The sequence below is a fragment of the Gemmatimonadaceae bacterium genome, assembly GCA_035533015.1.
Lineage (GTDB): Bacteria > Gemmatimonadota > Gemmatimonadetes > Gemmatimonadales > Gemmatimonadaceae > JAGWRI01.
Genome location: DATLUQ010000057.1, coordinates 14,476 through 39,006, shown reverse-complemented (window position 1 = coordinate 39,006; position 24,531 = coordinate 14,476). Strand labels below are relative to the sequence as shown.

Genomic DNA, 24,531 nt, shown 5'->3' with positions numbered 1-24,531 from the left:
GCATGGGGGAGGATGTTGGGGGGAACGGCAGCGGACGAAAGGCCATCCACGGAGATCTTACCACACATGCTGGAACCGGGGCAAAGGGGGAACTCCGACACCCGGCCCATCTCCGTGTGCTGCTCACTCCGACCCTGCAGTGTTCACTCCCGCTGATTCCTCGTCGTATCCGCCGCCGGAAGATCGGACAGATGCTCCTGGATGATCACCCACTTCGGTCCTTCACGTACGAAGACCGCGGTCCACGCGCCCCCGATGTCATGCGGTTTCCCCGCCGGTGTGTGATGAGGAATGTGGTACGTCGCCGTCATCACCGCGGCGTTCGGAGAGAGCACGTCGATGATCATCTGCTTCCAGACCCACGTGGGATGCTGCATGTACCGGCCGACGTTGTCCCAGAAGAAGTGGATGCCGGCGGCGAGCGAATCGCGCGTGGTCAGGATCTCCCCGCCCGACGCGGATATGATACGTCCCGAATCGGGATAGAGACTGAGCATGCGATCGGCAACGTCGGGCTGCGAGAGATCGTACGCTTTCGTGACCTCGTCGCGGATCTGCTCCCGGATCGCCTCGGCCTGCGCATGGGTCAGCCCCGAACGCTCCGGAGGCGGACTCGTACAGGCAGCGGTGAGTGCGCAGGCAACGAGGAGTGCTCGCAGAGCAAGAGAGTGGGCCATGGGAGATGATCAGTTCGCAGATTTTGTGCTTAACCGTACCGATCGAAGCTTTACATTCGGCGCCGCGCTTGCAAGAACTTTCGGCGGGCATCATTGTATACACCATTGCGGCCCGGCCGGGCCGGATGCCGGGAGGCGCTGTGCGAAACCGTTCATTGATCGTCGTTGCGGTCCCCATCGCCATCGCCGCTGCGGCGTGTGGACACAACAGCCGCGCCGTCTCGGCCAACGACGTGGACCTGCAGCGTGATTTGAAGCTCGCGTCCACGACGACCATGAACCTGGCTACGCCGCAGGTCAACCCGGCCAACTTCGACGCGCTCGAAACGCAACCCGAGAGCGCGCCGCGGCAATCCGCGCATCTCGTGAAGGCACGCGGCCCCAAGGCGCTGGCGTCGAACGCGCCGGATCTCAAGGCCTCTCGCATTCCGCAGGTTGCGGCCAACCAGACCGTTCCGCAGGTGCAGACCGTGGCCGCGGCGCCGGCGCCGATTCCGAATCAGGATCCCGTGGCCACCGCGCCGCGCCCAGGTTCGGCGCCCACCGAACCCGGATTCGGCGCTGGCGCCGGGAACCAAGGGCGAGCTGGATCGGGATGGGGAGGCTTCGGCCCGATCCTGGGCGCCGTGATTCGCGGTGGAGAAGTGGGCGGCGACAACTGCGAACCGCATGGCGGCCGCGGCCGGTTTCCCGGTGTGTACATCCCGATGCCCGGCGGCATGGGTGGATCGCGGTTTCCGGTAGTCCGTCCCGGCGGCGTGATCTTCCACTGAGGCCGTCGCGGGCCGGGACCGGCTGACACTCCCTCGCCGGCCCACTCGTAGTCCACGCAGAGGCGGTGCTCACCGGTGTCCGGAAGTGGGACGCACAGTCCCACATCCGCACAAGCCGTTCAAACCATCCGGCCCCGCCGCGGGTCTAACCATCCAGCACCAAAGCACTTGGCTCGTATGCGATCTGGCATGGGCCTTGCCAACACGAGGGAGGGAACGGTGTTGACTTCCCCCGACGAGGAATCGCGTGGACATTGCCCGCCCGAAGCAGAAGAACACGAAGAAGTACGTGGCGTATGGAGCCGGCGTCGTGGCGGTCATCGTGATCACCGTGGCGCTCTCGCGTCTCAAGCCCGCGGCGCCGACGGTGGACGGCGGCACCTTGTGGACCGATACCGTGCGCCGGGGCGACATGGTGCTCGAGGTGCGCGGCCCCGGCAATCTCGTGCCCGAGCACATCCGGCAGGTCACGGCGGCGGCTACGGGGCGCATCGACCGACTCGTCGTCGAGCCTGGTGAGCGGGTGGATTCGAACACCGTCCTTATCGAAATGTCGAATCCCGACGTGGAGATCGCCGCACTCTCGGCGCAGCAGGCGTGGGCGCAGGCGCGGTCGCAACTGATCCAGATGCAGAGCGATCTGATCGGCGCCCAACTCACGGAAGAGAACACCATCGCCAGCCTCAAGACGCAGTACCTCACCGCGGCGAACACGGCGCGATCCACGGACTCGCTGGCCGTGCGGCACCTGGCCGCCGCCAACGATGTCGCGCAGAACCGCCAGTCGGTGGACGAGCTTGCGAGTCGGATGAAGATCGAGCAGCAGCGGCTGCAGATCATGCGGCAGCAGGCCGACTCGCAGATTGCCGCCCAGCGTTCGCAGGTGCAGTTCCTCCGGACGATGGCCGAGGCGCAGGAGAACAAGCGCAAGGGGCTCATGCTGCGGGCCGGCGACACCGGCGTGCTCCAGGAGGACCAGACACTGGAGCTCGGCCAGTGGGTGACCGAGGGGCAACTGGTGGCCAAGGTGGTACAGCCTGGCAAGCTCAAGGCGGTGTTGCGGATTCCCGAAACCCAGGCCAAGGATGTGGCCGTAGGACAGAAGGCGCAGGTCGATACCCATAACGGGGTGATTCCCGGGCACGTAGCGCGAAAGGATCCGACGTCGCAGAATGGTACCGTGACGGTGGACGTCGCGCTGGACGGCGCGCTGCCGGCGGGTGCCGTGCCCGATCTGAGCGTGGACGGAACCATTACGATCGAGAAGTTGACCAATGTGTTGTTTACGGGCCGGCCGGGGTATGGCGCGGGCTCGGGCACGGTGGGGCTGTTCAAGGTGACCGACGGCGGCAGCTACGCCTCGCGGGTTCAGGTGGAACTGGGCCGGAGTTCGGTGAGCACGGTGGAGATCAAGCGCGGGCTCGCCGTGGGCGATACGGTGATCCTGTCGGACATGTCGCAGTGGGATGCGGTGGACCGGGTGAAATGCAGCCCGCGATGCCGCGTGGGGCAGTAACCGCGCGGCCGCGCGGCACGGCACGACGTCCATCAATCGGAGAGGATCATGGCAACGAATGGGCAGGCGCTCATCCAGCTCCAGGGTATCAAGAAAGTGTTCTACACCGACGAGGTGGAGACACACGCGCTGGCCGACGTGCACCTCGAGATCAAGCAAGGCGAGTACATCGCCATCTCCGGGCCCTCGGGATGCGGAAAGACCACGTTGCTCTCGATCCTCGGGTTGCTCGACACGCCCTCCGACGGCGAGTACCTGCTGGACGGCCGCCCCGTGGCGGGCCTCGACGCCGGCGACCGGGCCCGGGTGCGCAACCGCCAGATCGGGTTCATCTTCCAGGCATTCAACCTGATCGGCGACCTCACGGTATATGAGAATGTGGAGCTCCCGCTCACCTACCGCGGCATGAGCGCCGCCGAGCGCAAGGAGCGCGTGCACGGGGCGCTCGATCGCGTGGGCATGTCGCACCGCGTGAAGCACTTTCCGGCCCAGCTCTCCGGCGGCCAGCAGCAACGCGTGGCCGTAGCGCGGGCCGTGGCCGGCGACCCGGCCATCCTCCTCGCCGACGAGCCGACCGGGAACCTCGACTCGGCCAACGGCGAGCAGGTCATGGATCTGCTCCGCGAGCTGCACCGCAACGGCGCCACGATCTGCATGGTGACGCACGATCCCCGCTACGCGGCGCACGCCGATCGCTCCGTCAATCTGTTCGACGGCCGCGTGGTGGACGAGCAGCCGACCGCGCCGGCGCACGCCTGATGCGGTCCGGTTCATGATCTCCCTGCGTAACGTCGAGAAGAGCTATCCCATCGCCGGCGGGCAGTCGTTCGTGCTGCGCCAGATCACGGCCGAGATCAACGCCGGCGAGTTCGTGACCATCATGGGGCCGTCGGGCGCCGGGAAGTCCACCCTGCTCGCCATTCTCGGCATGCTCGACGGTGCGTGGAGCGGCGAGTACTACCTGTTCGACCACGCCGTGCACAAGCTGGACACCAGGAAGCGGGTGGCGCTGCACAAACAGTACGTGGGATTCGTGTTCCAGCAGTACCACCTGCTGGACGATCTCACGGTGGCCGAGAATCTCGACATTCCGCTGTCGTACCGCGACATCAAGAAGTCGGAGCGGCAGGCGATCGTGGCCGATACGCTCGACCGGTTCGGGATGGTGGCCAAGAAGGACCTCTATCCGCGACAGCTCTCGGGCGGCCAGCAGCAGCTCGTGGCGGTGGCGCGGTCGGTGATCCACAAGCCGTCCATCCTGCTCGCCGACGAGCCCACGGGCAATCTCCACTCGGCCCAGGGTGCCGAGATCATGGAACTGTTTGCCCGGCTCAACAAGGGCGGCACGACCATCATCCAGGTGACGCATTCAGAGGTGAACGCGGGGTACGGCAACCGGATCATCAATCTGAAGGACGGGTGGATCGTGTGAGCGGCATCCCGGCGGGACGCCCGCCGGAAGGAGCGATTGGATGAACGACCTGCGCCTCGCGCTTCGCTCGCTCCGCAAACGTCCGCTGTTCGCGGCGGTGGCGATCGTCACCTTGGCCCTCAGCATCGGCGCGACGACCACGCTGTTCACGATCGTGAACGCGGTGCTGCTCCGCCCGCTGTCGTATCCGGATGCCGGGCGGATCGTGTCGATCTCCGAGCGCCAGGACGGCCACGATCAGCAGGTGGCCCGGGTGCGCGACTACTATGCCTGGCGCCACGCTTCCGCAGTCGCTGCGCTGGCGATGTACGGCGGGACGAGCCGCGTGGTCAGCCTCGGCGAGTCGCCCGATCGCATGGGCGGGCAGAGCGTTGCGGCGTCGTTCTTCTCGGTGTTCGAGGCGCGGCCGGCTTTGGGCCGCACATTCCGCCAAGACGAGGACGTGGACGGCGGGCCGGATGTGGTCGTGCTTTCGGATTCGCTGTGGCGGCGGCTCGGCGCCGACCCGTCCATCGTCGGCCGCACGATCCGACTCGACGACCGCCCGGTGGCAGTGCTCGGCGTCATGCCCCGCGGGTTCCAGGCGCCGAGGAATGCGTGGTTCTGGGTGCCGATCCAGATGGACTCGACGCCGGACAATGGCTCGACGTACTACGTCCAGATCGTGGGCCGGCTCAGGGCGGGCGTCTCGATCGCCGCCGCACGATCGGAGGTCGCAGGCATTCTCGCGCACATGCCGGTCGAGCCAGTCGCCAAGGGGGCGCCGCTGGAGAGTCCCCGCTCGCCGGTGCTGATGACGCTGCACGACCGCCTGTACGGCGAGATGCGCCCCGCCCTGCTCATGCTGCTCGGCGCGGTGGCGTTCCTGTTGCTCATTGCCTGCGCCAACGTGGCGAACCTGCTGCTCGCGCGCGGTGCGGCGCGGCAGCGCGAGTTCGCGGTGCGGGTGGCGCTCGGCGCCTCGCGCTGGCGGCTGGCCCGCCAGCTCCTCTGGGAGAGCGTCGTCGTGAGCGTCGCAGGCGGCGCGCTCGGCTTGCTCGTTCCGCTGTGGACCCTGGACTTCTTCCTGCGGATCGGCCCAGCCAGCATGTCGCGCGTGGGCGACATTCACGTGAACGGCACGGTGCTGGCATTCACCGCCGCGCTGTCGATTCTGACGGGAGTGGCGTTCGGTTTGATTCCGGCCGTTGCGACAACGGGAAGGAATACGTACCGTGCGCTCAAGGAGGGCGGCGTGCGGAGCACCGGAACCACGACGCAGCGGCGTATCCGCCGGGCGCTGGTGGTCACGGAGCTGACCATCGCTCTGGTCGTGCTCACGGGCGCCGGCCTGCTCACGCGCAGCTTCGAGCGGGCGGTGTCGGTGGATGTTGGGTTCCAGCCGGCGCATGCGCTCGAACTCGAGTTGTACCTGACCAGCAAGGCGTTTCCGACGGAGTCGCTGGCGACGCGGTTCTTCGACCGCACGGCTGAGGAGATCGCGGCACTGCCCGGCGTCACGTCTGTCGGGTACGCCGACGCTGCCGGGATCGACGGGTACCACGCGACGATCCGCAGCTTTCGTCCGGGCACGCAGACCACTGGCCCGCCCATCGCGCTCGAGCACGTGAGCGCCGGTTTCATGAAGGCGTTCGGGTCGAAGCTCGTGGCCGGCCGGCTCATTGATGCACGCGATCAGGCGGGGAGCGAGCGCGTGGCGGTGGTGAGCGAGGCCGCCGCCGAGGCGCTCTATTCGGGGAAGCCAGCGATCGGGAAGACAGTGTTCATCGGCGACCGGCGGGGTAATGCGACGATCGTCGGGATCGCCGAGAATCTGCAACTGCCCGGCTCCACCCAGCCCCGCCTCCCACAGATCTACGCACCGATCACGCAGGCATCGACGTCGCCCTACGTGGTCGCCGTGCGGTACTCGGGCAACGCCGCTCCCCTGCTGGCCGCGATCCGGCACATGATCGCCGGATACGATCCGCTCCAGCTCGGCGCTTCCGTCGCACCGATGCAGGACCAGCTCGATCAGTTCGTCGCCCCGCGGCGTTTCAACTCGGTCGTGATCGACGCGTTCGCTGCCCTCGCGCTGGTGCTCGCGGCGGTGGGGCTGTACGGCGTGATGGCCTATCAGGTCGCGCAGCGCACACAGGAGCTGGGCATTCGCATGGCACTCGGCGCCGACCGGCGCCGGGTGTTGGGGTTCGTGTTGCGCGAGGGGATGGGGCTCGCACTGCTGGGCACGGTCTGCGGCATCGCGCTCTCGCTCGCGCTGTCGCGATTCCTGGCGGGGATGCTGTTCGGCGTGACGCCGCACGATCTGCCCACGTTCGCCGGCGTGTCAGCCACGCTCATCGCCGTGGCGCTCGCCGCGTGCTATCTCCCCGCCCGCCGGGCGACGCGCGTGGATCCGATGGTCGCCCTGCGGTACGAGTGAAACGCGCGGTTTCCGTTGTTCCCCCCTCAAATCAGTCCGTTCCGCCTCAGTTCTCTCCGTTCGAATCCGCGTCAAAGTCGTTGAAGCCCCGCCCATCCGAGCTGCCGCCACGGTCGCAGGAGCCGACGTGGCCCGCGCGGCGCCTTTCGCGTAACGTTTCCCCCATGACTGCGCCCGCTGCCGCCAGAATCCTCGTCGCCGACGATGACCGCGACGTCCTCGAAGCCCTGCGGCTGCTGCTGCGCGGCGAAGAGTATGAGGTCGACACCGCTGTGTCTCCGGGGGCCCTGATCGCCGGCGTGACCACGCAGGACTTCGACGCCGTGCTCATGGACATGAACTACACGCGCGATACGACCGGGGGTGTGGAAGGGCTCGACCTGCTCACACGCCTTCAGGCGCTGGACGCCACGCTGCCGGTGATCGTGATGACGGCTTGGGGAAGCATTGAGGGCGCGGTGGAGGCACTGCGCCGAGGAGCCCGCGACTACATCGAGAAGCCGTGGAACAACGCACGGCTACTCCACGTACTCGCCACCCAGGTGGAATTGAGCCGCGCCATCCGCACAAGCCAGCGGCTGGAGAGCGAGAATCGCGCGCTCCGCCCCGACGGTGCGCCAGAACTCATCGCCCAATCGGCGGCCATGCAGCCGGTGCTGCGGCTCATGGAGCGCATCGGCCCTTCCGACGCCGGCGCCCTGATCACCGGCGAACACGGCACGGGCAAGGAGGTGGTGGCCGCCTGGCTGCACGCCGCATCGCCACGCCGCGTGCGGGCCATGGTCACGGTCAATTTGGGCGGCCTCTCCGAAGGCGTGTTCGAGAGCGAGATGTTCGGGCACGTGAAGGGCTCGTTCACCGACGCCAAGGCCGACCGCATGGGGCGGTTCGAATTGGCCGACGGCGGCACGCTGTTCCTGGACGAGATCGCCAATCTCTCGCTCGCCCAACAGGCCAAGCTGCTGCGCGTGCTGCAGACGGGACAGATGGAGCGCGTCGGCTCGTCCAAGACGCGCCGCGTGGACGTGCGCATTCTCGCCGCCACGAACGCCGACCTCCGCACCGAGGTGGCGGCGGGCCGGTTCCGCGAGGATCTGTTCTTCCGACTCAATACGGTGGAGCTTCACCTTCCGCCGCTGCGCGAGCGCCGGGACGACATCCCGCTCCTCGCGACGCATTTCCTGCGCCAATTCTCGGCCCATTACCGGCGTCCGGTATCGGCGTTCAGTCCCGAGGCCATGCAGGCGCTGCTCCGCTACGGCTGGCCGGGCAACGTGCGGGAACTGGCGCACGCCGTGGAGCGGGCCACGCTGCTCGCTCAGCACGATGCGCTGCGGGAGGGCGACCTCGCGCTGCAGGCGGTCGGCACCGCGGCCCCCGCTCTCGAAGAGATGAGCCTCGAGGACGTGGAGCGGGTGCTGATCGGCAAGGCGATGGCGCGGTACGAAGGCAACGTCAGCCTCGCCGCCAAGGCACTCGGCCTCTCGCGCAGCGCGCTCTACCGGCGTCTGCAGCGCCACAATCTCTAGTATTTACTAATGGCGTCGCACGAACGCCAGGTCACGATCCTCGCGCTGGCCTCGCCGCTCCCGGCGCTGGCCATCGCGCTCACGCTGCTCTGGACGGGCGGGTTCGAGCCGCGCACCCAGTGGTCGCTCACCGTCCTGCTCGTAGCGCTCTGGCTCTCGCTCGCGTTCACGCTCCGCGAACGCGTCGTGCGTCCCCTCCAGACGCTGTCCAACATGCTGGCCGCCATTCGCGAGCAGGACTACTCCCTGCGTGGCCGGCGGGCCAGCACGGGCGACGCCCTGGGTCTCGCCATGCTCGAGTTGAATTCGCTGATGGATGAGCTGCGCGAGCGCCGCCTGGGAGCGCTCGAAGCCACCGCCCTGCTCCAACGCGTGATGGCCGAGATCGACGTAGCCGTGTTCGCGTTCGACGATGCCGGCGCCCTCCGCGTGGTGAACGCGAGCGGCGAACGGCTGCTCGGCCAACCCCCAGAACGGTTGCTCGGGCGGCGGGCCGAGGAACTCGGACTGGGCGAGTGTCTGCGCGGCGACGCACCGCGTGTCGTGGAACTGGCGCTCGGCGCTCAACGCGGCCGGTGGGAGGTACGGCGCGGCGCCTTCCGCCAGGGCGGCCGCCCCCACCAATTCGTGGTGCTCGCTGACGTGAGCCGCGCGCTGCGCGAGGAAGAGCGCAAGGCCTGGCAGCGGCTGGTGCGCGTACTGGGCCACGAGATCAACAACTCGATCACCCCCATCAAGTCCCTCGCCGAGCAATTCCAGGAGATGCTGCGACGGCGAGCGCCAGACGCCGCGGCGCGGGAGGACATGCAGCGCGGGATGGGGGTGATCGCCAACCGGTCGGAGGCGCTCACCCGTTTCCTCGCCTCGTACACCAAGCTGGCCAAACTCCCGGCCCCACGGCTGGCCCCGATCAGCGTGGGCGCCTGGGTCAATCGCATCGTGCAGCTCGAGACGCGACTGTCTGTGGAGATCATCCCGGGTCCGCCGGTCACGCTGCTCGCCGACGGCGATCAGCTCGATCAACTGCTCATCAATCTCGTGCGCAACGCGGTGGACGCCGCCCTCGAGACCAGCGGGGGCGTGCGGGTCACCTGGTCCCGCGAGCGCGCCCACTTCGAAGTCGTGGTGCAGGACGACGGTCCGGGACTGCCGCATACGACCAATCTGTTCGTGCCGTTCTTCACCACGAAGCCCGGCGGAACCGGGATCGGGCTGGTGCTGTCACAGCAGATCGCCGAGGCGCACGGTGGATCGTTGACGCTCGTCGACCGGACGGATGGGCACGGGTGCGAGGCACGGCTGATACTCCCGTGTTGAGGCGGTGGAGCGGTTGCGGTCGGCGCTTCGCTGTCCGCGCACCGCGCCGGGCCTGAGGTCAGGTGGTCTTCAGCGTTTCCGACCGCACCATTCCGATCACCGCCGCCACATCGTCTTCCGTCGTCCGAAAGTTCAGGATGCACAGCCGGAGCGAATAGACGCCGCGCAGCCTCGTGGACGACATCAGCACCTCGCCGCTGCCGTTCACCGCCGCATTCACCCGCTCGTTGAGCGCGTCCAGGGCCACCGGATCATTCACCCCCGGTGGGTGCACCCGGAAGCACACGACCCCGAACTGCGCCGGCGAGAGCACCTCGAGGTCCGGCGCGTCGCGCACCAGTCGTTCGGCGAGATCGGCAAGTTGCATGCACCGCTCGATCGCCCCGCGGATCGCCCCCAGTCCGAAATAGTTCACGGACACCCAGACCTTGAACGCGCGCGAATACCGCGTGAGTTGCTCGCCATAGTCGGCGAAGTTCACGTCCTCATTGCGCGCCTCGACGTCCTTCAGGTATTCGGGCAGCACGTGAAACGCCGCCGCGAGCTTGCGCGGCTCGCGCACCATCAGGCATCCGCACTCGAACGGCACGTACAACCATTTATGTGGATCGAGCGTGACGCTGTCGGCCGTCTCGATTCCGCCCAGGAGCGCGCGGCCGCGCTCGGTGAGCACGGCGAATCCCGCATAGGCGGCGTCGATGTGGTACCAGAGCTTCTCGCGTGCGGCCACGTCCGCGATCTCGCGAAGCGGGTCCACGGCACCCGTGTTCGTCGCGCCGCCGTTTCCGACAACGAGGAACGGTTGCAGTCCCGCCGCCCGGTCTCGCGCGATGGCCGCGTTCAACACGTCGACGCGCAACCGGAATCGGGCATCGCTCTCCACGGCTCGCACGTTGCCACGCGGAATGCCGGCGATCCATGCCGCCCGCGCCACCGATGAGTGCGCCTGGTCGGAGCAGTACATGACGAGGCGGGGAAGCCCTTCCGTGCGCTCGCCGAGCGCGGCGTGCCGGGCCGCTACCACGGCGGTGAGCGTGGCGTTGGAGCCGCCCGACGTCAGCAGCCCGCTCGCCCCCGCCGGCATGCCGAGCCACTGCCGGAACCACTCGAGTACCGTGAGTTCGACCTCGTTGGGCCCGGCCGCCACCGACCACACGCCGGCGAAGAAGTTGTAGCCGGTGGCGATCCAGTCGCCGAGCACCGCCGGAAAGGTCGGACTACTCGGCACGTACCCCATGAACCGCGGATGCGGCTCGCGCGCGTGGTAGGGGAACACCCGGTCCCGGAGCACGGCGAGAATGTCCTCGAACGGCGTTGCCAGCTCGGGCGCGCGAGCCGCAAGCGCGACGAGCGGGCGGGCCTGGGCACGACCGAGCGGGTGCTGAACCGGCTCGGCGCGCACCGCTGCCAGATGGCCGGCCACCAGGTCGGTCACCTGACGGCCCAGCCGGCGCATCGTCTCCTCGTCCAGATCGAGAGGAGACGACCTCACCGCGAGACGTTCCGGCGCATCAGCGCCGCTTGCCGTGGTTCCCCGGCTTCCTCGGCGCGGCCTTCTTGGCCGCGTGCTTCTTGGCTGGCTTCCGGGCCGCGGACTTCTTGGCTGCCTTCTTGGGTGCCGATTTCTTGGCCGGTCTTGCGGGCTTCTTGGCCGGTGCCTTCGCCGCGCGCTTCTTGAGTGCGTTGGCGGCCACCGGCTTCTTTCCAACGGCGACTGCGGGCACGGCCGCCAGGAGTGGAGGAGGCGGGTTCTTGCGCGGGCGGCCGCTCTTGCGCGCCGCCTGCCCCTCGGCCATCAGCTTGTCGAATGCCGCCTTTGCCTCGGCCAGCAATTGTGCGTGCGTCGACCCGCGCTCGCTCTGCGAGCGCTCCTTTTCCGCGCGAAAGAGATCTTCCGGTGAATGCGACGTCATGAGTGTGGCTCGAGCTGTGGGGAACCGCGGTGGTCGGCCCCGGAATGCACCGGGGGCGCCGCTTCGAATATGTCACGGAACCCGCCCCGTGCCTATGGGCAAGTGCGGCGCTCCGCCAGGAGACGGCGTGACGAAGCGGCCGTTACTGAACTTCGGCCGCCGCTCCGGCGTATTATCTGGCATGTTCCCGCTGCGTGCTCGTATCGCTTGGATCGCCGTGCTCGCGGGCTCGGCCGTGACCGCTGCCTGCGCAACCGGATTTCCCAGCCGGGTGCCCCTGGGGAACTGGGGTGGCCCACACGCCGGCATGGTCGTATCGGACAGTGGTGCCGAGATCGAGTACGACTGCGGCGCCGGCCGCATCAGTGTGCCGATGGTGCTGGACTCGCGCGGAGACTTCGATCTCCCGGGCCTATATATCCGGGAAGCCGGACCGGTCCCGGCCAACGACTCGCTCCTGCCAAAATTTGCGGCCCGCTACACCGGCCACACCGATGGACGCACGTTGTCCTTCACGATGACCGTGACAGGCGACTCGGTGCCGCCTCAGACGTTCACTCTGCAATTCGGCGCAAACCCGAACGTCTTCAAGTGTCTCTGAACCGGCGGCCCGCGGCCTCGAGGTCCGACCTGTCAGCTATTGGTGTCCGTACTTCTTGAGGATTGCCTGCACGCGGTCAATGGGTACCGGCTCGATCGTCCGGCCCTGGGAATTCGTGACCGGCGTGGCCATGAACAGCGAATTGTAGACCGCCTCCTCCGTGGCTTCGACGACGGCTTCGAACAGCGGCGACATCTCCTCGTTGGTCAACTCCGTCACGTCGGGCCGCCGTTGGTCGGCGCCGCGGCGGAGCACGGAGTCCGCGGAAAAGGCGATCACGTAGTCGCCCGAACCGTTCGAGGCGAACGACCCGGTGCGCGCCAAACCCATGATGGCCCGGCTGGCCAGCCGGCGCAGATTCCGGTCGAGGACCGGCGCATCGGTGGCCACGACGATCATGCACGACCCGTTGGCGCTCTGGTCGTCCACGTCGTGCTTGAACGAGTACTGGCCGAGTTCGCGCCCCACCGGCGCACCGTCCACTTGGAGAATGCCGCCGTAGTTGGTCTGCACGAGGACGCCCACGGTCCAGCCGCCCAGCGAATGGGGTAATACGCGCGACGCGGTGCCGATACCGCCCTTCCACCCAAAAGCGATTGTCCCACGTCCGGCGCCGACGCTCCCCTCGTCCACCGGTCCGCTCCGCGCCGACTCCAGCGCTTTCACCACGTCGGCCGGTGCGATGGGCCGCGACCGGATCGCGTTGAGCGTGCCGTCGTTCGTTTCCCCCACCACGGGGTTGATGGAGCGTACGCTCTCCATGCCGGGTTGTGCGAGCAGCCAGGCCACCATCGCATCCGCGGCGCGCCAGACGCACAGCGTGCAGGTGAGCAGGATGGGCGTCTCGAGTTCCCCCAGTTCATCCACCTGGGTCACGCCGAGCAGCTTGCCGAACCCGTTGCCGACCACGATCGCCGCGGGCACGCGGGCAGTGAACACGTTGCCGGCGTGCGGCAGGATGGCCGTGACGCCGGTGTGGATCGAGTCGCCGTCGTCCACCGTGGCCTGCCCCACGAGCACGCCGCCCACGTCGGTGATGGCATTGTTCGCGCCCGGCCGGAAGATGCCAGGCGCGATCCCGAGCTGGCGCGCCCGCCGTGGGGTCTGGGTCTGCGCCCCGAGGGCGGCCGCGGCCAGCGGCAGCAGCGCGGCAACGATGGACACCGATCGCACAATGGCCATGAAGTCCCTCCGAGTGTGGCGCGGCCGTGCGGCCCGCCCCGGTCCAATGTACTTTGATGAAGTCCGCCGCAGAACGCCGGCGCGGCCATGCCATGGCATCCACGACCTCCACCCTCCCTTCGTCCCCGGACTCCGGTGCGCCGTCTGCCGCTCGGGCTGCCATCGTCCTGATCGGACTGGGCGCGCTCGCAGTGGGGCTGGTCGCGTCCCCGTACAAGTCGTTCGACCTCGACCGGTTCTTCGTGCCCAAGGAACTGGCGCTGCATCTCGCGGCGCTCTGCCTGGGGCCGCTGGCCCTCTGGCGACGCCGGCGCCTGGGGTATTCCGGCGTGGACCTGTTGCTCGCGCTCTTTCTGGCCCTGAGCGCGGTGTCGGCGGTCTTCACGACCAATCATTGGCTCGCCGAACGGTCGTTGGCCGTTACCTGGTCGAGCCTCGTGGTGTTCTGGAGTGCCACCGCGATCGCTGCCGGGCAGCCGGCGCGCGAACGGGCTGTGGTGGGCGCGCTCGTGCTGACGGTGCTCATGGTGGCGGCGACGTCGCTGCTCCAGGCATACGGCGTGGATTCGACGTTTTTCAGCGCCAACCGCGCGCCCGGCGGGACACTCGGCAACCGGAACTTCGTGGCCCATCTCGCCGCGATCGCCGCGCCACTGCTGGTCGTGGCGGCGGTCGGGGCGCGGCGGCGGTTCTCCAGCGTGATGGCCACGCTCGCGCTGGCCCTCGTGTCCGGGGTGCTGGTATTGTCGCGTACGCGCGCGGCGTGGATCGCCTTGGCGGCGTGCGTGATCGTGCTCCTGCCCGGCGTGTGGCGCGCCCGCGCGCGGTGGCAGGTGACCGGCATGCGGCGCCGCCTGGCGCTGATCGCAATCGTTGTTGCGGGCAGTGTAACCGCCGCGGTGTTCCTGCCCAATTCGCTGTCGTGGCGGAGCAAGTCGCCCTATCTCGATTCCGTGAAGAACATGGCCGACTTCTCCCAGGGAAGTGGCCGGGGCCGCCTGGTGCAGTACACGAACACGCTCAAACTGGCGCTGCATCACCCCTTGCTGGGTGTGGGTCCGGGCAATTGGGCGGTGGAGTATCCGGCGATCGTGAAGCGCAGCGATCCGTCGCTCGACGACGAAACGGGGATGACTGCGAATCCGTGGCCGAGCAGCGACTGGATGGCGTTCATCTCGGAGCGCGGGATCCCGGCGGTGGCGCTGCTGGCGCTCGCCCTGCTAGGGTTGCTCGCCGACGCCGGCCGACAGATGTTCCGTGCACGCGACCTCGAAGGGTATCTCCGGGGGCTCGCGTTGGCCGGCGCCGTGATCGCTACCGGCATCGTGGGTATGTTCGATGCCGTGCTCTTGCTGCCCGCGCCGGCGCTGATCGCGTTCGCGGCATTCGGTGCGCTCCGCAGCCCGCCGGAACGGCGGTCCCTGGCCGTATCGGGCCGCATGCGCGCGGCGCTCCTGTCGTGCCTCGTGCTGGCGGGCGTCGCCGCGTCGGTCCGTAGCGCGGGCATGCTCGACGCGATGCGCCAGTATGAGCACGGCGCGCTGACGGCGGCCGCGCACGAGGATCCTGGCAGCTACCGGATCTGGATGCGGTTGGCCGAGGCGGCGCAGGCCCGCGGACGCTGCGACCTCGCGCGCAGCCACGCGACCGCGGCGCTGGCCCTGTTTCCGTACGCGCCGGCGCCGCGCCGGCTGCTCGCCGAATGCCGGCGCTCAGTGATGCGTTGAATCGGCACGCGGAACCCCCACCGCGAACACGTACAGACCGCCCGTGCTGTCGGTCAGTGTGAGCTCTGGGTTCGCACCCGGCTGCGCGGCCAGCGTCCGTGCCGCATCGAGTTCGCCCGGCGACTGCACGAGCACGTAGCGTGCTTGCGACGCCTGTATGATCTGACGCAGGTCTTCGGCGTTTTCCTGCGACGTCCGATTGCGCAGGTACTGCAAGGCCGTGAACGTCGCCACCGGCACCGCTTCGCGCTCCGCGTACAGATAGACCATCGGCTCGGACTCGGCAGCCACGACATCTCCACGACGCGTGTGTACGCGCACCCAGCGAATCGCCGGCTGCGCGCGATCGGTCATCGTCCGGGGAATGTTCGCCCACCAGCTGCCGGCATATCCACGCACGTTGTAGCGCAACATGCCGGGTACGAGGCACAGGGCCGCTACTCCAATGCCGATGCGCAGCGACCGCGGCGCGGCCGGCGACCGTAATGCTTCCAGCGGCACGAGCAGCATCACCATGAGCACCGGCCAGACCGCCCACGCGAACCGCAGCGGCTGGTCGGGCCAGGCGATCACCAGTCCCAGGTAGAGCGCCAGGAACACCAGGGTCACCGGCGCGCGGCGGCGGGCGCGCCACGCTCCGTAGCCGAACATGAAGGTCAGCGCGAGCATCGTGATCGCGGCAATCGCCGCGGACGGCGCGTACTCGAACGACGTGGCCACGCCTACGCCCAGCCGATGCACGTTCACGCGTATCGTCGCCACGAGAAACGGCAGCCCTCCGGCGTGGAGCCCCCCCATGAACCAACCCGTGTAGCTGCCGTAGGCACCCTGGAGCACCGGCGGCACATCGTGGGCGTGCAGCGCGGAGTACAGCAGCCAGGGCGACATCACGAACAACGCGGCGCCGAGATACCAGGCGACGGCGCGGCGCGCCCGCTTGGCCAGCCAGACGACCACCACGGCGATGATAAGCATGACACCGATCGAGCGGACCATCACCACGGCACCGCTCAGGAATCCCAGCCACACGGCTTCACGCCGCTCCGGCTCGTGCCGCGCCATCTCCTCGCCCAGAATCAACGCCGGGATCAACAGCGCGAGGAAGAACGGCTCCGACACCAGCATGTTCGTGAGTACGAGGATCGGAATCGTCACCGTGCCGAGGAGCGTGCCCAGAAATGCCGTGCCCGGGGAGAGCATGAGCACGCGGACGGCGTACCGACACGTCACCCACGCGATCACCCCCAGCAGCACCACATTGAGCAGCTTGAACCAGACGAGATTGGCCGGAAACGCCGGGGCGATCTTCCAGAACAGCGCGAGCATCAGGGGGTAGCCTGGCGGATAGTGCACCGCCGCTGGCATGCCCGGCAGATTGAGGAACCGGTAGCCCTGCCCCGTGGCCAGCGATTTGGCGAGGATCGTGTAGAGGCCGTCGTCGTAGAACCCGCCTACGGGCAGGTAGTTCAGCGTGATCACCCCGACGATGAGCGCGATGATCGCCACCGTGGTCTCCGCGGGAATCACGATCCGGTCGCTGTCGGTCACGTGGACGAATACCGGAAGCAGGTGACGAGGTGGTCGTTCACGAGGCCGACGGCCTGCATGAACGCGTAGCAGATCGTGGAGCCCACGAATCGGAAGCCGCGCGCCTTGAGGTCCCGGCTCAGGGCATCCGACCGAGCGGTACGGGCGGGCACGTCGCGTATGGAGCGGCGCCGGTTCACGATGGGTGTTCCTTCGACGAATCGCCAGACGTAGGCATCGAAACTCCCGAATTCGCGTTGCACGGCGAGCAGCGCCCGGGCGTTCGACACGGTGCTCTCGATCTTCAGCCGGTTGCGCACGATCCCGGGGTTGCCCAGCAGCCGTTCCACTCGGGCGGGTGTGAATCGGGCAACCGTCGCCGCATCGAACTGAGCGAACGAAGCGCGGTATGCTTCGCGCTTGCGCAGGATCGTCTCCCAACTCAGGCCTGCCTGCGCGCCCTCGAGCACCAGGAATTCGAACAGGATCCGGTCGTCATGCACGGGCACTCCCCATTCCGCGTCGTGGTACGCGATCCCGAGCGGCGTGGTCGCCCACGCGCAGCGCGTGAGCGATGACAACGAACCGGGCGAGGGGGCGGAGGGCATCGGCGTACAACCTGTGCCCGCCACATGAGAAAGTAAACGGCGCGCTATTCGTGCCGAATGGCGTCGATGGGTGACAGCCGGGCCGCCTTGAGGGCCGGATACAGTCCGAATCCGATGCCTACGACGAGCGCGGCGAGCGCGGCCACGGCCAGCGTGCTCCACGAGAGCCCCGCGTACACGGTCGCCCGTGTGCGCGCGCGCATGACGGCCGTAACCGTGTACGCCGCCGCCACCCCGAACACCGCACCGACCACGGCACCGGTGCTGGTGATGGCCACCGACTCGGCGAGGAACTGGGTCATGATCTCCCGCCGGCGCGCGCCGGCCGCGCGCCGGATGCCGATCTCCCGCGTCCGCTCGGCCACGCTCGCCAGCAGCACGTTCATGATGCCGATGCCGCCCACGAGCAGGGAGATCCCGGTGAGCGCACCCATCAGCAGCTTGAACAGCAGCAGACCCTGCTGCACCTGGCCCAGCCGGTATTCGTTGGTGACCACGCGCACCCGGTCCTTCCACGCCGGGTCGCCGGCAGCCAGCCACCGTTCCACCACCGCCCGCGCCGAGTCCACCTGGTTTACACTATCCACGTGGATGAGCAACATCGGCGCCCGCACCGTCGTCGATGGAAGCATCGCCGCGACCGCTCCCGTGATGGGCACGAATGCCTGCAGCGCGGTGGAGTCCTGGCCCGGTGCCAGCACTCCCACCACCCGCCGCGGTTGGCCCTGCACGAGCACCGTGGAATCGACGAGCGACACCCCCGCCGCCGGTGCAGCGAGCGCTGCGGCCAGTGCGTTCGACAGCACCACGACCGGTGCGCCGGCGCGCGTCTCGGCCTCGTCGAAGAACCGGCCGGCCCGCGCATGGAGCCCGCGCATCGCGGCCAGGGCCGGCGTCGCGCCGAACACGACGACTCCCCGCGGACGACCGGGTGGGCGCGACACGAGCGCCCCTGCCCGCACGACCACCGTCACCTGCGCCGGCACTGCTAACCGCGACTGGAGACCGGCGACGTCGTCCACGGTGAACAGGCGCACGTCGGGGCGGGGAAACGACTGCCCATCCACCTCACGCGTGGTCACCGGATTCACCTGGATGAATTGCAGGTCGGAGGTTCGGTCGATCTGTGTACGCGCGAAGTGTTCCATACCGTCGCCCAGCGACAACACGGAGACCAGCGCCGCCACGCCCATGATCACACCGAGCGTCGACAGGAACGTTCGGAGCGGATTCGCGCGCAGGGCGGCGAAACCCACGCGCGTGGATGTCAGGGAGGGAGAAGCCATGGCCGCCGGAATGGAGGGCGCAGAAGGGTGCCCAGCCCTACGAACCGATCACGCGCAAGGATTCGGTGCTGCGTCCCAATGGGCGGCTGGCCAGCGCCGGCGTCCAGGCGCACACGCAGTTACGACCGCTCCGTTTGGCGTGGTACAGCGCGTCGTCGGCACGCCGTTTGACCTCCTCCACGACCTCGTCGTGGAGGTCGGTGCCTGAGGAGACCACGCCAATGCTCACGGAGAGCCGGAGGGGCTTTTGCGTGGCCAGGAACTCGTGCGCGCGCACGGCCTCGCAGAGCCGCGACGCCACCTGGTGCGCCCCGACCGCCGATGTGTCGGGAAGAATCATCGAGAATTCCTCGCCCCCCGTCCGGGCCACCACGTCGCCGGCTCGTCGCGAGTGCTTGAGCAGGGCCCCGACCTCGCGCAGCACGGCATCGCCGGCCAGGTGTCCGCACGTATCGTTCACCGTCTTGAAGTAGTCGAGGTCGAGGCCAAGGAGCGAGAACTCACTGCCGGCACGGGTCGCGCGCGCGATCTCGCGGGCCAGTTCCTGCTCGAATCCGCGGCGGTTCAGACAGCCGGTGAGCACGTCGGTGAGCACCATGCTCGATATCTGTTCGCGCACCCGGTTGTAGGCCGCGCCGACCATCGTGACCGCATCGGGATGCAGGTCGGCTTCGATGTCGTACGGAGCCGCAAACTCGCCCTCCTCGACCCGCTCGAGCAGTCGCACGATCGCGCCGAGCCGCCGATTCCAGTCGCCATACTGGAGGAGGAAGGCGGCCGCCACGACCGTGAATGCCGCCACCGACCACAGCTCCTCGGACCACGCGAGCGGGGCGTGACCGGCAATCGCCACCGACACCAGCACCAGGTAGCCCAGCACCACGGTGACCAGGGCCACCACCGCCTGCCCCCGGCCGAAGTAGAGATCGGCGAGGTGCAGCGTGACGAACGAGAGTATCAATATTCTTTGATAATATGCTGGAGCCGACACGAGCAGCGTCACCGCGAACAGATAGCCGATGTCGGCGACGACGGTCGCCGTCACCGCCCAGCTGCCCACGCTCCCGCGCCTCCCCGCCACGACCACGACCGCGCCGACGATCACCCCGTACGCGAGGAGCGCGCCGACGAGGGGGTCCACCGAACGCCCCGTGGTCCCGGTCTGCAACAGCAGGAACGCCGCCACGCCCACCACCAGCGCGACACCCAGCCGGATGCGGCTCTGCCATCGCAGGGTCTCGGCAAAGAAGCGGGCACGGACTTCCGGATCTTGGTTCACGTGACGAGGGGGAGCGAGGGCCGGCTTCGGCCATACACCCGCGGCGTTCGTGCGCGCGGGTTCACGGTGGGTTACCGATGCGATCATCGTGCCACCACCAAAGTGGTGCACAAAGGGTGCCTGATCAATCGGTTAACCGGACTCGGGGGCACCCGTCTCGCCCCGGGCTCTTGCGGATTGCCCCAATTTCGTCGATTCGCAAGAGGCGGACGCCCCCGTCGTCAGCCCCCGTGGAACCAGGAACCGGGAGCTCCACACGGCGCGGAAAGGGCCGCGAAACCGCTAGAAACGCGCTTCGACGTACAGGTCCAGCCGCCACTCCTTGCGCGGGTACAGGCCGCGCGCAACGTCGAACCGGAACAGGCCATCCAGAAAACTCAGGCCCGCGCCCACGCCGCTCATCGGGCGCCCCACGTCGCTGACCCTCGTGCGATCGCCGGCCCACCCCAGGTCGCCGAACACGGTCGGCCGCACCCCCGTGCGGTTGAACCCGAGTTCGGTGCGTGTGAGCCAGTAGGCATTGCCACGCTGCAGCGTGTCGGGGCGCTGGCCGCGCACGGTCTGCGCACCGCCCAGGTACCAGAGCCGCTGCGCGGGTAGCGCCCCAACCGAACTTCCGCCGGAGAGCGTGACCGCGCCGGCGAGCGGCCCGAACCCATCGGAGACGGTGAACTCCGCCGACCCGCGTCCGTAGGTCGAATCACCCCCCGCCGCCTCGAGCCGGAGATCGGATAGCACGCGGAAGCCCCCCGGGTCCTCGCCGTAGCTGCCGCGGACGTGCAGCGCGCCGCCGGCGTACGTCCCGCGGCGCGCCACGATATTCGGCATGAACCGAGCGCCAAGCGACCATTGGTTCTCCACCGCCGCGCTGCGTTCGCCCTCGGCGAACAACCGCCAGTCGTAGTTGAGCCCGCGGGTGTTCGTGCCGGTGAGCTCCACGCCCGACGCGCGATAGTAGAAGCCTTCGTCGCGTCCGAACAACAGCGCCGAAACCGAGCTGCCAAAACTCAGGGGGTTCCCCCAATCACCCGCGGCCACGAGCCGGTTGTACGCGGTGACGCCGATGGTTTGCGCACCATTGCTTCGCGCGACGTTCAGTTCCACGTTCGGCTCGCGATCGGCGATGCCAATGCGCCCGAGGAGCGACCCCGCGTAGCCGGCCCCGAACTGCTCGTCCACACGGCCGCCGAACGAGAGTCCTTCGATCCGGTTGAACCGCATCATGTCGAGGCCGGTGTGGAACGTGGGCGGCAGGGGGCCGAACTGCGCCTGCGCCGAGAGAGAGAGGGCCTGGGCGATGAGCGCGTCGCGTTCCTCGGACCCGAAGATCGCCTCGCCCGGATCGTAGATGGATTTCGGCAGCAGCGGAGACGAGGCCAGTTGCGCCTGATCACACGGCACCTGGTACGCCACCGGGAGCCGCGCGTCGTTGTAGCGGTAGGACGTGCGCGTGTAGACCTTGCCCGTGTCACACACCGCCACGGGCGGCGGTTTGAGGCCCCGCCGAACCGAATCCCGCGCGGCGCGTCGCGCGTCGCGCCGCGCCTCGCGGATCGAATCCTTGACCGCCTCTGGCAGCGAATCCGGAATCGCGGCCGACGCCACGGCAATGTGCGGCAATGAGTCGCGCCCGTTGACCGACGAATAGGTGTAGCTCTGCTCCACACTGAACGGTACGCGCATGAAGCTGACCTGTGCGTCGCCCTCGGCGCTCTGCAGCCGCGGCAGCCAGAACCGGCCATTGTAGAGTCCGTATTCGATGGCCACCGCCGTCACCTCGGCCTTCATCGGCGATAGCATCCCTTTAACCCAGGCGGGAACGGGCTCCGTGCCAGCGCTATCGCCCGCTTGGTTGGCCTCCTCGTCGGCCACTGCCCAGATGTCCATGGGCACGGCGAGCCGGAACGCGGCACGTACCAGCTGGCCCGTGGCCACGTCGAACCAGAGCGAACCGACCACCACGTTCCACCTCGGCTGGCGGGGGCGCACCTTGAGTTCGCGCAGATGGATCGCCGCGCCGTCGGGCAGGCGGAGACTCATCGAGTCCCCCGTTGCGTACGTGTAGTACGCCTCGGCGCCCTCGGCGAGCGGATGGACGATCTCGCGCTCATCAACCTGCGCCTTGGCCACGCCGCCGCCGATCCAGAGCGACTCGTACCCCGGGAAGTACGGGATGGCCGCGTCGTCGTCGAAGTTCATGTCGCGACCGGCCGAGTCCTGAGCGTCGGCCGGCGCGATGGGAATGGCGGTGCGCGCGCCTTTGAGCTCCACCCACGCACCCACGCCGCGCTGCCAGCGGACCCGCGCCACGTCCTCGCGCCGGAACATCAACCGGTCGCGGCCGAATGCCCCGATGCCGAGCCCCGCCGAGATGCGCTGGTACGACATCGCGTCGTAGGCCACAAGCGCCGAATCCTGCCGGAGTCGCGCCGCGCGAGCCCGCAGCAGCAGCGTGCGGGCCGCCGAGTCGTGGAACGCCGTACGCAGCAGCTCCGGCGTGAGTGGAATGCGGCGCGGCGCGCCGCCGTGGGCCTCCGCGCCGACGCCAATGCTGATGTTGACGTCCTTCTTTGCGACCGTGTCCTTGGCGGTCTGGACCTGCACCTGGAATGCCAATGCGGCCGCGGCGACGAGAGCGAACATCGGAATGGGCTAGAGGATCCGTCGCTCCCTACGGACCCTCCGCCGGTCGTGTTTCACGGGAGGAGGGCGGCCCGCCGCTAGTTCCGGTCCCTCGCTGCCGGTCGACTGGCGGGACCGGGCGTCAGCATCTTCCGACGCTTGTGCATTTCCAGCTGCGTGGCCCTGATCCGCGTCCATTGGGCCCGGGCACGGTCGCGGGCGCCGTCGAGTCGGCCCGCGAACACGCCGAGCAGGACGACCATGGCCGCGCCAAACACCAGCGGTGCATGAGGAACCCGCCGTCGGCCATGCTGCTGCGCCTCGACTTGCCGCGCCAATGACGGGTAGCGCCGCTGCAGCAACACGGTGATCAGGATGATGCCGGTGCCGAAGGTGGCGAGGAGCACGGGAAAGCTCATCGCCTTGCCGAAGACGTCGAACGCGAGATAGGCGAGGTACCCGACGAACCCCAGCCCGCCGAATACCAGGAATATCGAGCGACGCAGATAGAGCGCGAGCGCGAACAGCGCGACCGCGAGCATCGGAAGCGCGTGCCGCAGGTACCCGGCGTATTCCCACGCCGACAGTACACCGACCGCCAGCGTGATGAGCCCGGTGAGATACACCCACCGCGCATAGTCTTCGCCATCGCTCGTGCGCCGGTCCGCCACATAGCCGGCAGCGATCACCGCGGCGGCGGCGACGAGCAACCCCCACGCCGTCATCTCCGACACGATTTCGGGGTCGAGCAACAGCGGCATCGCGTGCACTACCACCAACGGAAGCGCCATCGCTACCGGGATCGCGAGCACGGCGAACTGCACCCGCCGGAGCGCGATGAGCGCGGCAAGGGCCGCCGTCAACTCCAGCGGAATCCACCGCAGGCTTTCCAGCACGTCGGTCCACGCGGCGAACGGCGCCATGCCGGGCGCGATACGGGGCTCGTACCACCAACCGGCCAGGCTGAGCAGTGCCCAGGCGACCAGCGGCATCATGACCACGGTGAGCAGTGCGGCCAGTGCCGCTGCGGTCGCGAATCCGAACCGGGTGAGGGTCCGCGAGGTGATGCCGAACACGAGCGCGTAGACAAGCGAGACGACCAGCACGCCGCCTGCCCCGAGCGGCTTCCACCGGTCGATGATGAACCATCCGAAGGCGAACACCACGGCGGCCGCGCCCATGTAGTACGCGATGGTCACGGCATTGAGACCGCGCCGCACCTCGCGCGCCGTCCCGCCCGCCCGCTCATCGCCCGGCTCCGGCAGCTCGCGGATCATCCGCAGCTGCTCCGCCGAGATCACGCCCCGCGTCACCGCCTCGCGCAATTGCCCGAGTGAGATGGATGGGCCGGTATCGCGTCCGCCGTTCGTAGTGCCTCGAGGGTCCCCGGGGTCATCGCGCATATTCGCGTCGGTTGTCAGCCGCTCCTATTCAGCGTCGAGCATTTCAACGGTCCGATCTTCCAGGTGCCGACGACGGGCGATGAAGTACACCGCGATCCCGACCACCACCAGCCCGACCATGAAGGGCAGTTCGTGCACCCGGGGATGCCAGCCGAGGGCGCGGGTCGTACGCCCCACCATCCATCCCATGGAGGTGAACGCCAGCGCCCAGAGGAACGCACTGATCGCGCTGCCGATCAGATAGAGGGCCACGGGCAGCCGCGCCGCCCCGCACGCGATCGGCAAGGTGAAGCGAAGTCCGTACGCGAACCGCACGGCCAGGGACGACCGCCACGGATGCCGTCGCACCACGCGCAGCGCGCGGAGAATCACGCCGCGCAACACCGGCCACCGTTGCCGTAACCAGCGGCCGCGCCACCGGCCCAGGTAGTACAGCACGATGTCGGCGCCCCATACGCCGGCGGCCACCCAGAGCACGACGAGCGAAAACCGTAGGTGATGGTTGTGCACCGCCAGCCCGCCGATCATCGGCGAGGTCTCTTCGGTGATGATGCTCGTGGTTCCGAGCGTGATGTAGGCCCACAGCCGTTGCAGATGCGTGGACGAATCGCTCAACTGCGACAACGCTTGGAGCAGGAGGGGGACGATGATCGGTCCTCCGGTACAGGGGGAACGGTGGGTCTGGCCGGACGTCGAACCTCCAATCTATCCTCTGGG

20 protein-coding genes are annotated in these 24,531 nt (G+C 68.3%); 9 read left to right on the top strand and 11 right to left on the bottom strand.

Annotated elements, in window-relative coordinates; all coding sequences use genetic code 11:
- Window positions 1-143: 143 nt before the first annotated feature.
- Entirely contained in the window at window positions 144-677 is a 534-nt protein-coding gene (locus tag VNF92_12195; GenBank protein ID HVA58640.1) for a DUF4440 domain-containing protein, read from the bottom strand.
- Window positions 678-817: 140 nt separating this feature from the next.
- Here VNF92_12195 and VNF92_12190 point away from each other — a divergent pair, with 140 nt between their 5' ends.
- The 7 genes from VNF92_12190 (at window position 818) to VNF92_12160 (ending at window position 9,666) form a co-directional block, all read left to right on the top strand.
- Window positions 818-1,450 (top strand): hypothetical protein, encoded by a 633-nt coding sequence (locus VNF92_12190; GenBank protein ID HVA58639.1) that lies wholly within the window; start codon window positions 818-820, stop codon window positions 1,448-1,450.
- A 247-nt stretch (window positions 1,451-1,697) separates the two neighbouring features.
- The gene (locus VNF92_12185) at window positions 1,698-2,966 is read left to right on the top strand and encodes an HlyD family efflux transporter periplasmic adaptor subunit (GenBank protein ID HVA58638.1); all 1,269 of its coding nucleotides are present in this window, start codon (window positions 1,698-1,700) and stop codon (window positions 2,964-2,966) included.
- A gap of 48 nt (window positions 2,967-3,014) precedes the next feature.
- Window positions 3,015-3,725 (top strand): ABC transporter ATP-binding protein, encoded by a 711-nt coding sequence (locus tag VNF92_12180; protein ID HVA58637.1) that lies wholly within the window; start codon window positions 3,015-3,017, stop codon window positions 3,723-3,725.
- A 13-nt stretch (window positions 3,726-3,738) separates the two neighbouring features.
- On the top strand, window positions 3,739-4,398 hold the full coding sequence (locus VNF92_12175; protein ID HVA58636.1) for an ABC transporter ATP-binding protein: 660 nt from the start codon (window positions 3,739-3,741) through the stop codon (window positions 4,396-4,398).
- A gap of 40 nt (window positions 4,399-4,438) precedes the next feature.
- Window positions 4,439-6,820, top strand: a complete 2,382-nt coding sequence (locus tag VNF92_12170) for an ABC transporter permease (protein HVA58635.1) — start codon at window positions 4,439-4,441, stop codon at window positions 6,818-6,820.
- A gap of 164 nt (window positions 6,821-6,984) precedes the next feature.
- Window positions 6,985-8,349: a sigma-54 dependent transcriptional regulator gene (locus VNF92_12165; protein HVA58634.1), complete on the top strand. Its 1,365-nt coding sequence runs from the start codon at window positions 6,985-6,987 to the stop codon at window positions 8,347-8,349.
- 9 nt (window positions 8,350-8,358) lie between these two features.
- A complete protein-coding gene (locus tag VNF92_12160; protein HVA58633.1) occupies window positions 8,359-9,666 on the top strand; it encodes an ATP-binding protein in 1,308 nt (435 codons plus the stop codon).
- A 58-nt stretch (window positions 9,667-9,724) separates the two neighbouring features.
- On the opposite strand, the gene VNF92_12155 is transcribed toward VNF92_12160, so the two are convergent.
- Window positions 9,725-11,158 carry a pyridoxal-dependent decarboxylase gene (locus VNF92_12155; GenBank protein ID HVA58632.1) on the bottom strand — a complete coding sequence of 478 codons (1,434 nt, stop codon included), beginning with the start codon at window positions 11,156-11,158 and terminating at the stop codon, window positions 9,725-9,727.
- A 19-nt stretch (window positions 11,159-11,177) separates the two neighbouring features.
- Window positions 11,178-11,579: a hypothetical protein gene (locus VNF92_12150; GenBank protein HVA58631.1), complete on the bottom strand. Its 402-nt coding sequence runs from the start codon at window positions 11,577-11,579 to the stop codon at window positions 11,178-11,180.
- 181 nt (window positions 11,580-11,760) lie between these two features.
- On the opposite strand from VNF92_12150, the gene VNF92_12145 reads away from it, so the two are divergent.
- The gene (locus VNF92_12145; GenBank protein HVA58630.1) at window positions 11,761-12,180 is read left to right on the top strand and encodes a hypothetical protein; all 420 of its coding nucleotides are present in this window, start codon (window positions 11,761-11,763) and stop codon (window positions 12,178-12,180) included.
- A 36-nt stretch (window positions 12,181-12,216) separates the two neighbouring features.
- Here the strand turns inward: VNF92_12145 and VNF92_12140 are convergent, their stop codons facing one another.
- The gene (locus VNF92_12140; protein HVA58629.1) at window positions 12,217-13,362 is read right to left on the bottom strand and encodes a P1 family peptidase; all 1,146 of its coding nucleotides are present in this window, start codon (window positions 13,360-13,362) and stop codon (window positions 12,217-12,219) included.
- A 92-nt stretch (window positions 13,363-13,454) separates the two neighbouring features.
- Between VNF92_12140 and VNF92_12135 the strand changes: the two genes are divergently transcribed.
- Window positions 13,455-15,089 (top strand): O-antigen ligase family protein, encoded by a 1,635-nt coding sequence (locus tag VNF92_12135; GenBank protein ID HVA58628.1) that lies wholly within the window; start codon window positions 13,455-13,457, stop codon window positions 15,087-15,089.
- Here the strand turns inward: VNF92_12135 and VNF92_12130 are convergent.
- From VNF92_12130 to VNF92_12100, 7 genes are all read right to left on the bottom strand, one after another.
- Window positions 15,075-16,637 (bottom strand): hypothetical protein, encoded by a 1,563-nt coding sequence (locus VNF92_12130; GenBank protein ID HVA58627.1) that lies wholly within the window; start codon window positions 16,635-16,637, stop codon window positions 15,075-15,077. The genes VNF92_12135 and VNF92_12130 overlap by 15 nt on opposite strands.
- Window positions 16,634-17,224, bottom strand: a complete 591-nt coding sequence (locus VNF92_12125; GenBank protein HVA58626.1) for a DNA-3-methyladenine glycosylase I — start codon at window positions 17,222-17,224, stop codon at window positions 16,634-16,636. The genes VNF92_12130 and VNF92_12125 overlap by 4 nt, the downstream gene beginning before the upstream one ends.
- Window positions 17,225-17,268: 44 nt before the next feature.
- A complete protein-coding gene (locus VNF92_12120) occupies window positions 17,269-18,510 on the bottom strand; it encodes an ABC transporter permease (GenBank protein HVA58625.1) in 1,242 nt (413 codons plus the stop codon).
- 37 nt (window positions 18,511-18,547) lie between these two features.
- Entirely contained in the window at window positions 18,548-19,789 is a 1,242-nt protein-coding gene (locus VNF92_12115) for a GGDEF domain-containing protein (GenBank protein HVA58624.1), read from the bottom strand.
- A gap of 282 nt (window positions 19,790-20,071) precedes the next feature.
- Window positions 20,072-22,432, bottom strand: a complete 2,361-nt coding sequence (locus VNF92_12110) for a hypothetical protein (GenBank protein ID HVA58623.1) — start codon at window positions 22,430-22,432, stop codon at window positions 20,072-20,074.
- A gap of 77 nt (window positions 22,433-22,509) precedes the next feature.
- On the bottom strand, window positions 22,510-23,736 hold the full coding sequence (locus VNF92_12105; protein ID HVA58622.1) for a hypothetical protein: 1,227 nt from the start codon (window positions 23,734-23,736) through the stop codon (window positions 22,510-22,512).
- Between the two features lie 102 nt (window positions 23,737-23,838).
- A complete protein-coding gene (locus VNF92_12100) occupies window positions 23,839-24,429 on the bottom strand; it encodes a DedA family protein (protein ID HVA58621.1) in 591 nt (196 codons plus the stop codon).
- Window positions 24,430-24,531 lie beyond the last annotated feature (102 nt).

Excerpts from the sequence above, each read along its gene's own strand:
- VNF92_12195 (HVA58640.1), bottom strand. The coding sequence starts at position 677 with ATGGCCCACTCTCTTGCTCTGCGAGCACTCCTCGTTGCCTGCGCACTC.
- VNF92_12180 (HVA58637.1), top strand. The coding sequence starts at position 3,015 with ATGGCAACGAATGGGCAGGCGCTCATCCAGCTCCAGGGTATCAAGAAA.
- VNF92_12175 (HVA58636.1), top strand. The coding sequence starts at position 3,739 with ATGATCTCCCTGCGTAACGTCGAGAAGAGCTATCCCATCGCCGGCGGG.
- VNF92_12170 (HVA58635.1), top strand. The coding sequence starts at position 4,439 with ATGAACGACCTGCGCCTCGCGCTTCGCTCGCTCCGCAAACGTCCGCTG.
- VNF92_12165 (HVA58634.1), top strand. The coding sequence starts at position 6,985 with ATGACTGCGCCCGCTGCCGCCAGAATCCTCGTCGCCGACGATGACCGC.
- VNF92_12160 (HVA58633.1), top strand. The coding sequence starts at position 8,359 with ATGGCGTCGCACGAACGCCAGGTCACGATCCTCGCGCTGGCCTCGCCG.
- VNF92_12150 (HVA58631.1), bottom strand. The coding sequence starts at position 11,579 with ATGACGTCGCATTCACCGGAAGATCTCTTTCGCGCGGAAAAGGAGCGC.
- VNF92_12145 (HVA58630.1), top strand. The coding sequence starts at position 11,761 with ATGTTCCCGCTGCGTGCTCGTATCGCTTGGATCGCCGTGCTCGCGGGC.
- VNF92_12140 (HVA58629.1), bottom strand. The coding sequence starts at position 13,362 with ATGGCCATTGTGCGATCGGTGTCCATCGTTGCCGCGCTGCTGCCGCTG.
- VNF92_12135 (HVA58628.1), top strand. The coding sequence starts at position 13,455 with ATGGCATCCACGACCTCCACCCTCCCTTCGTCCCCGGACTCCGGTGCG.
- VNF92_12125 (HVA58626.1), bottom strand. The coding sequence starts at position 17,224 with ATGCCCTCCGCCCCCTCGCCCGGTTCGTTGTCATCGCTCACGCGCTGC.
- VNF92_12120 (HVA58625.1), bottom strand. The coding sequence starts at position 18,510 with ATGGCTTCTCCCTCCCTGACATCCACGCGCGTGGGTTTCGCCGCCCTG.
- VNF92_12110 (HVA58623.1), bottom strand. The coding sequence starts at position 22,432 with ATGTTCGCTCTCGTCGCCGCGGCCGCATTGGCATTCCAGGTGCAGGTC.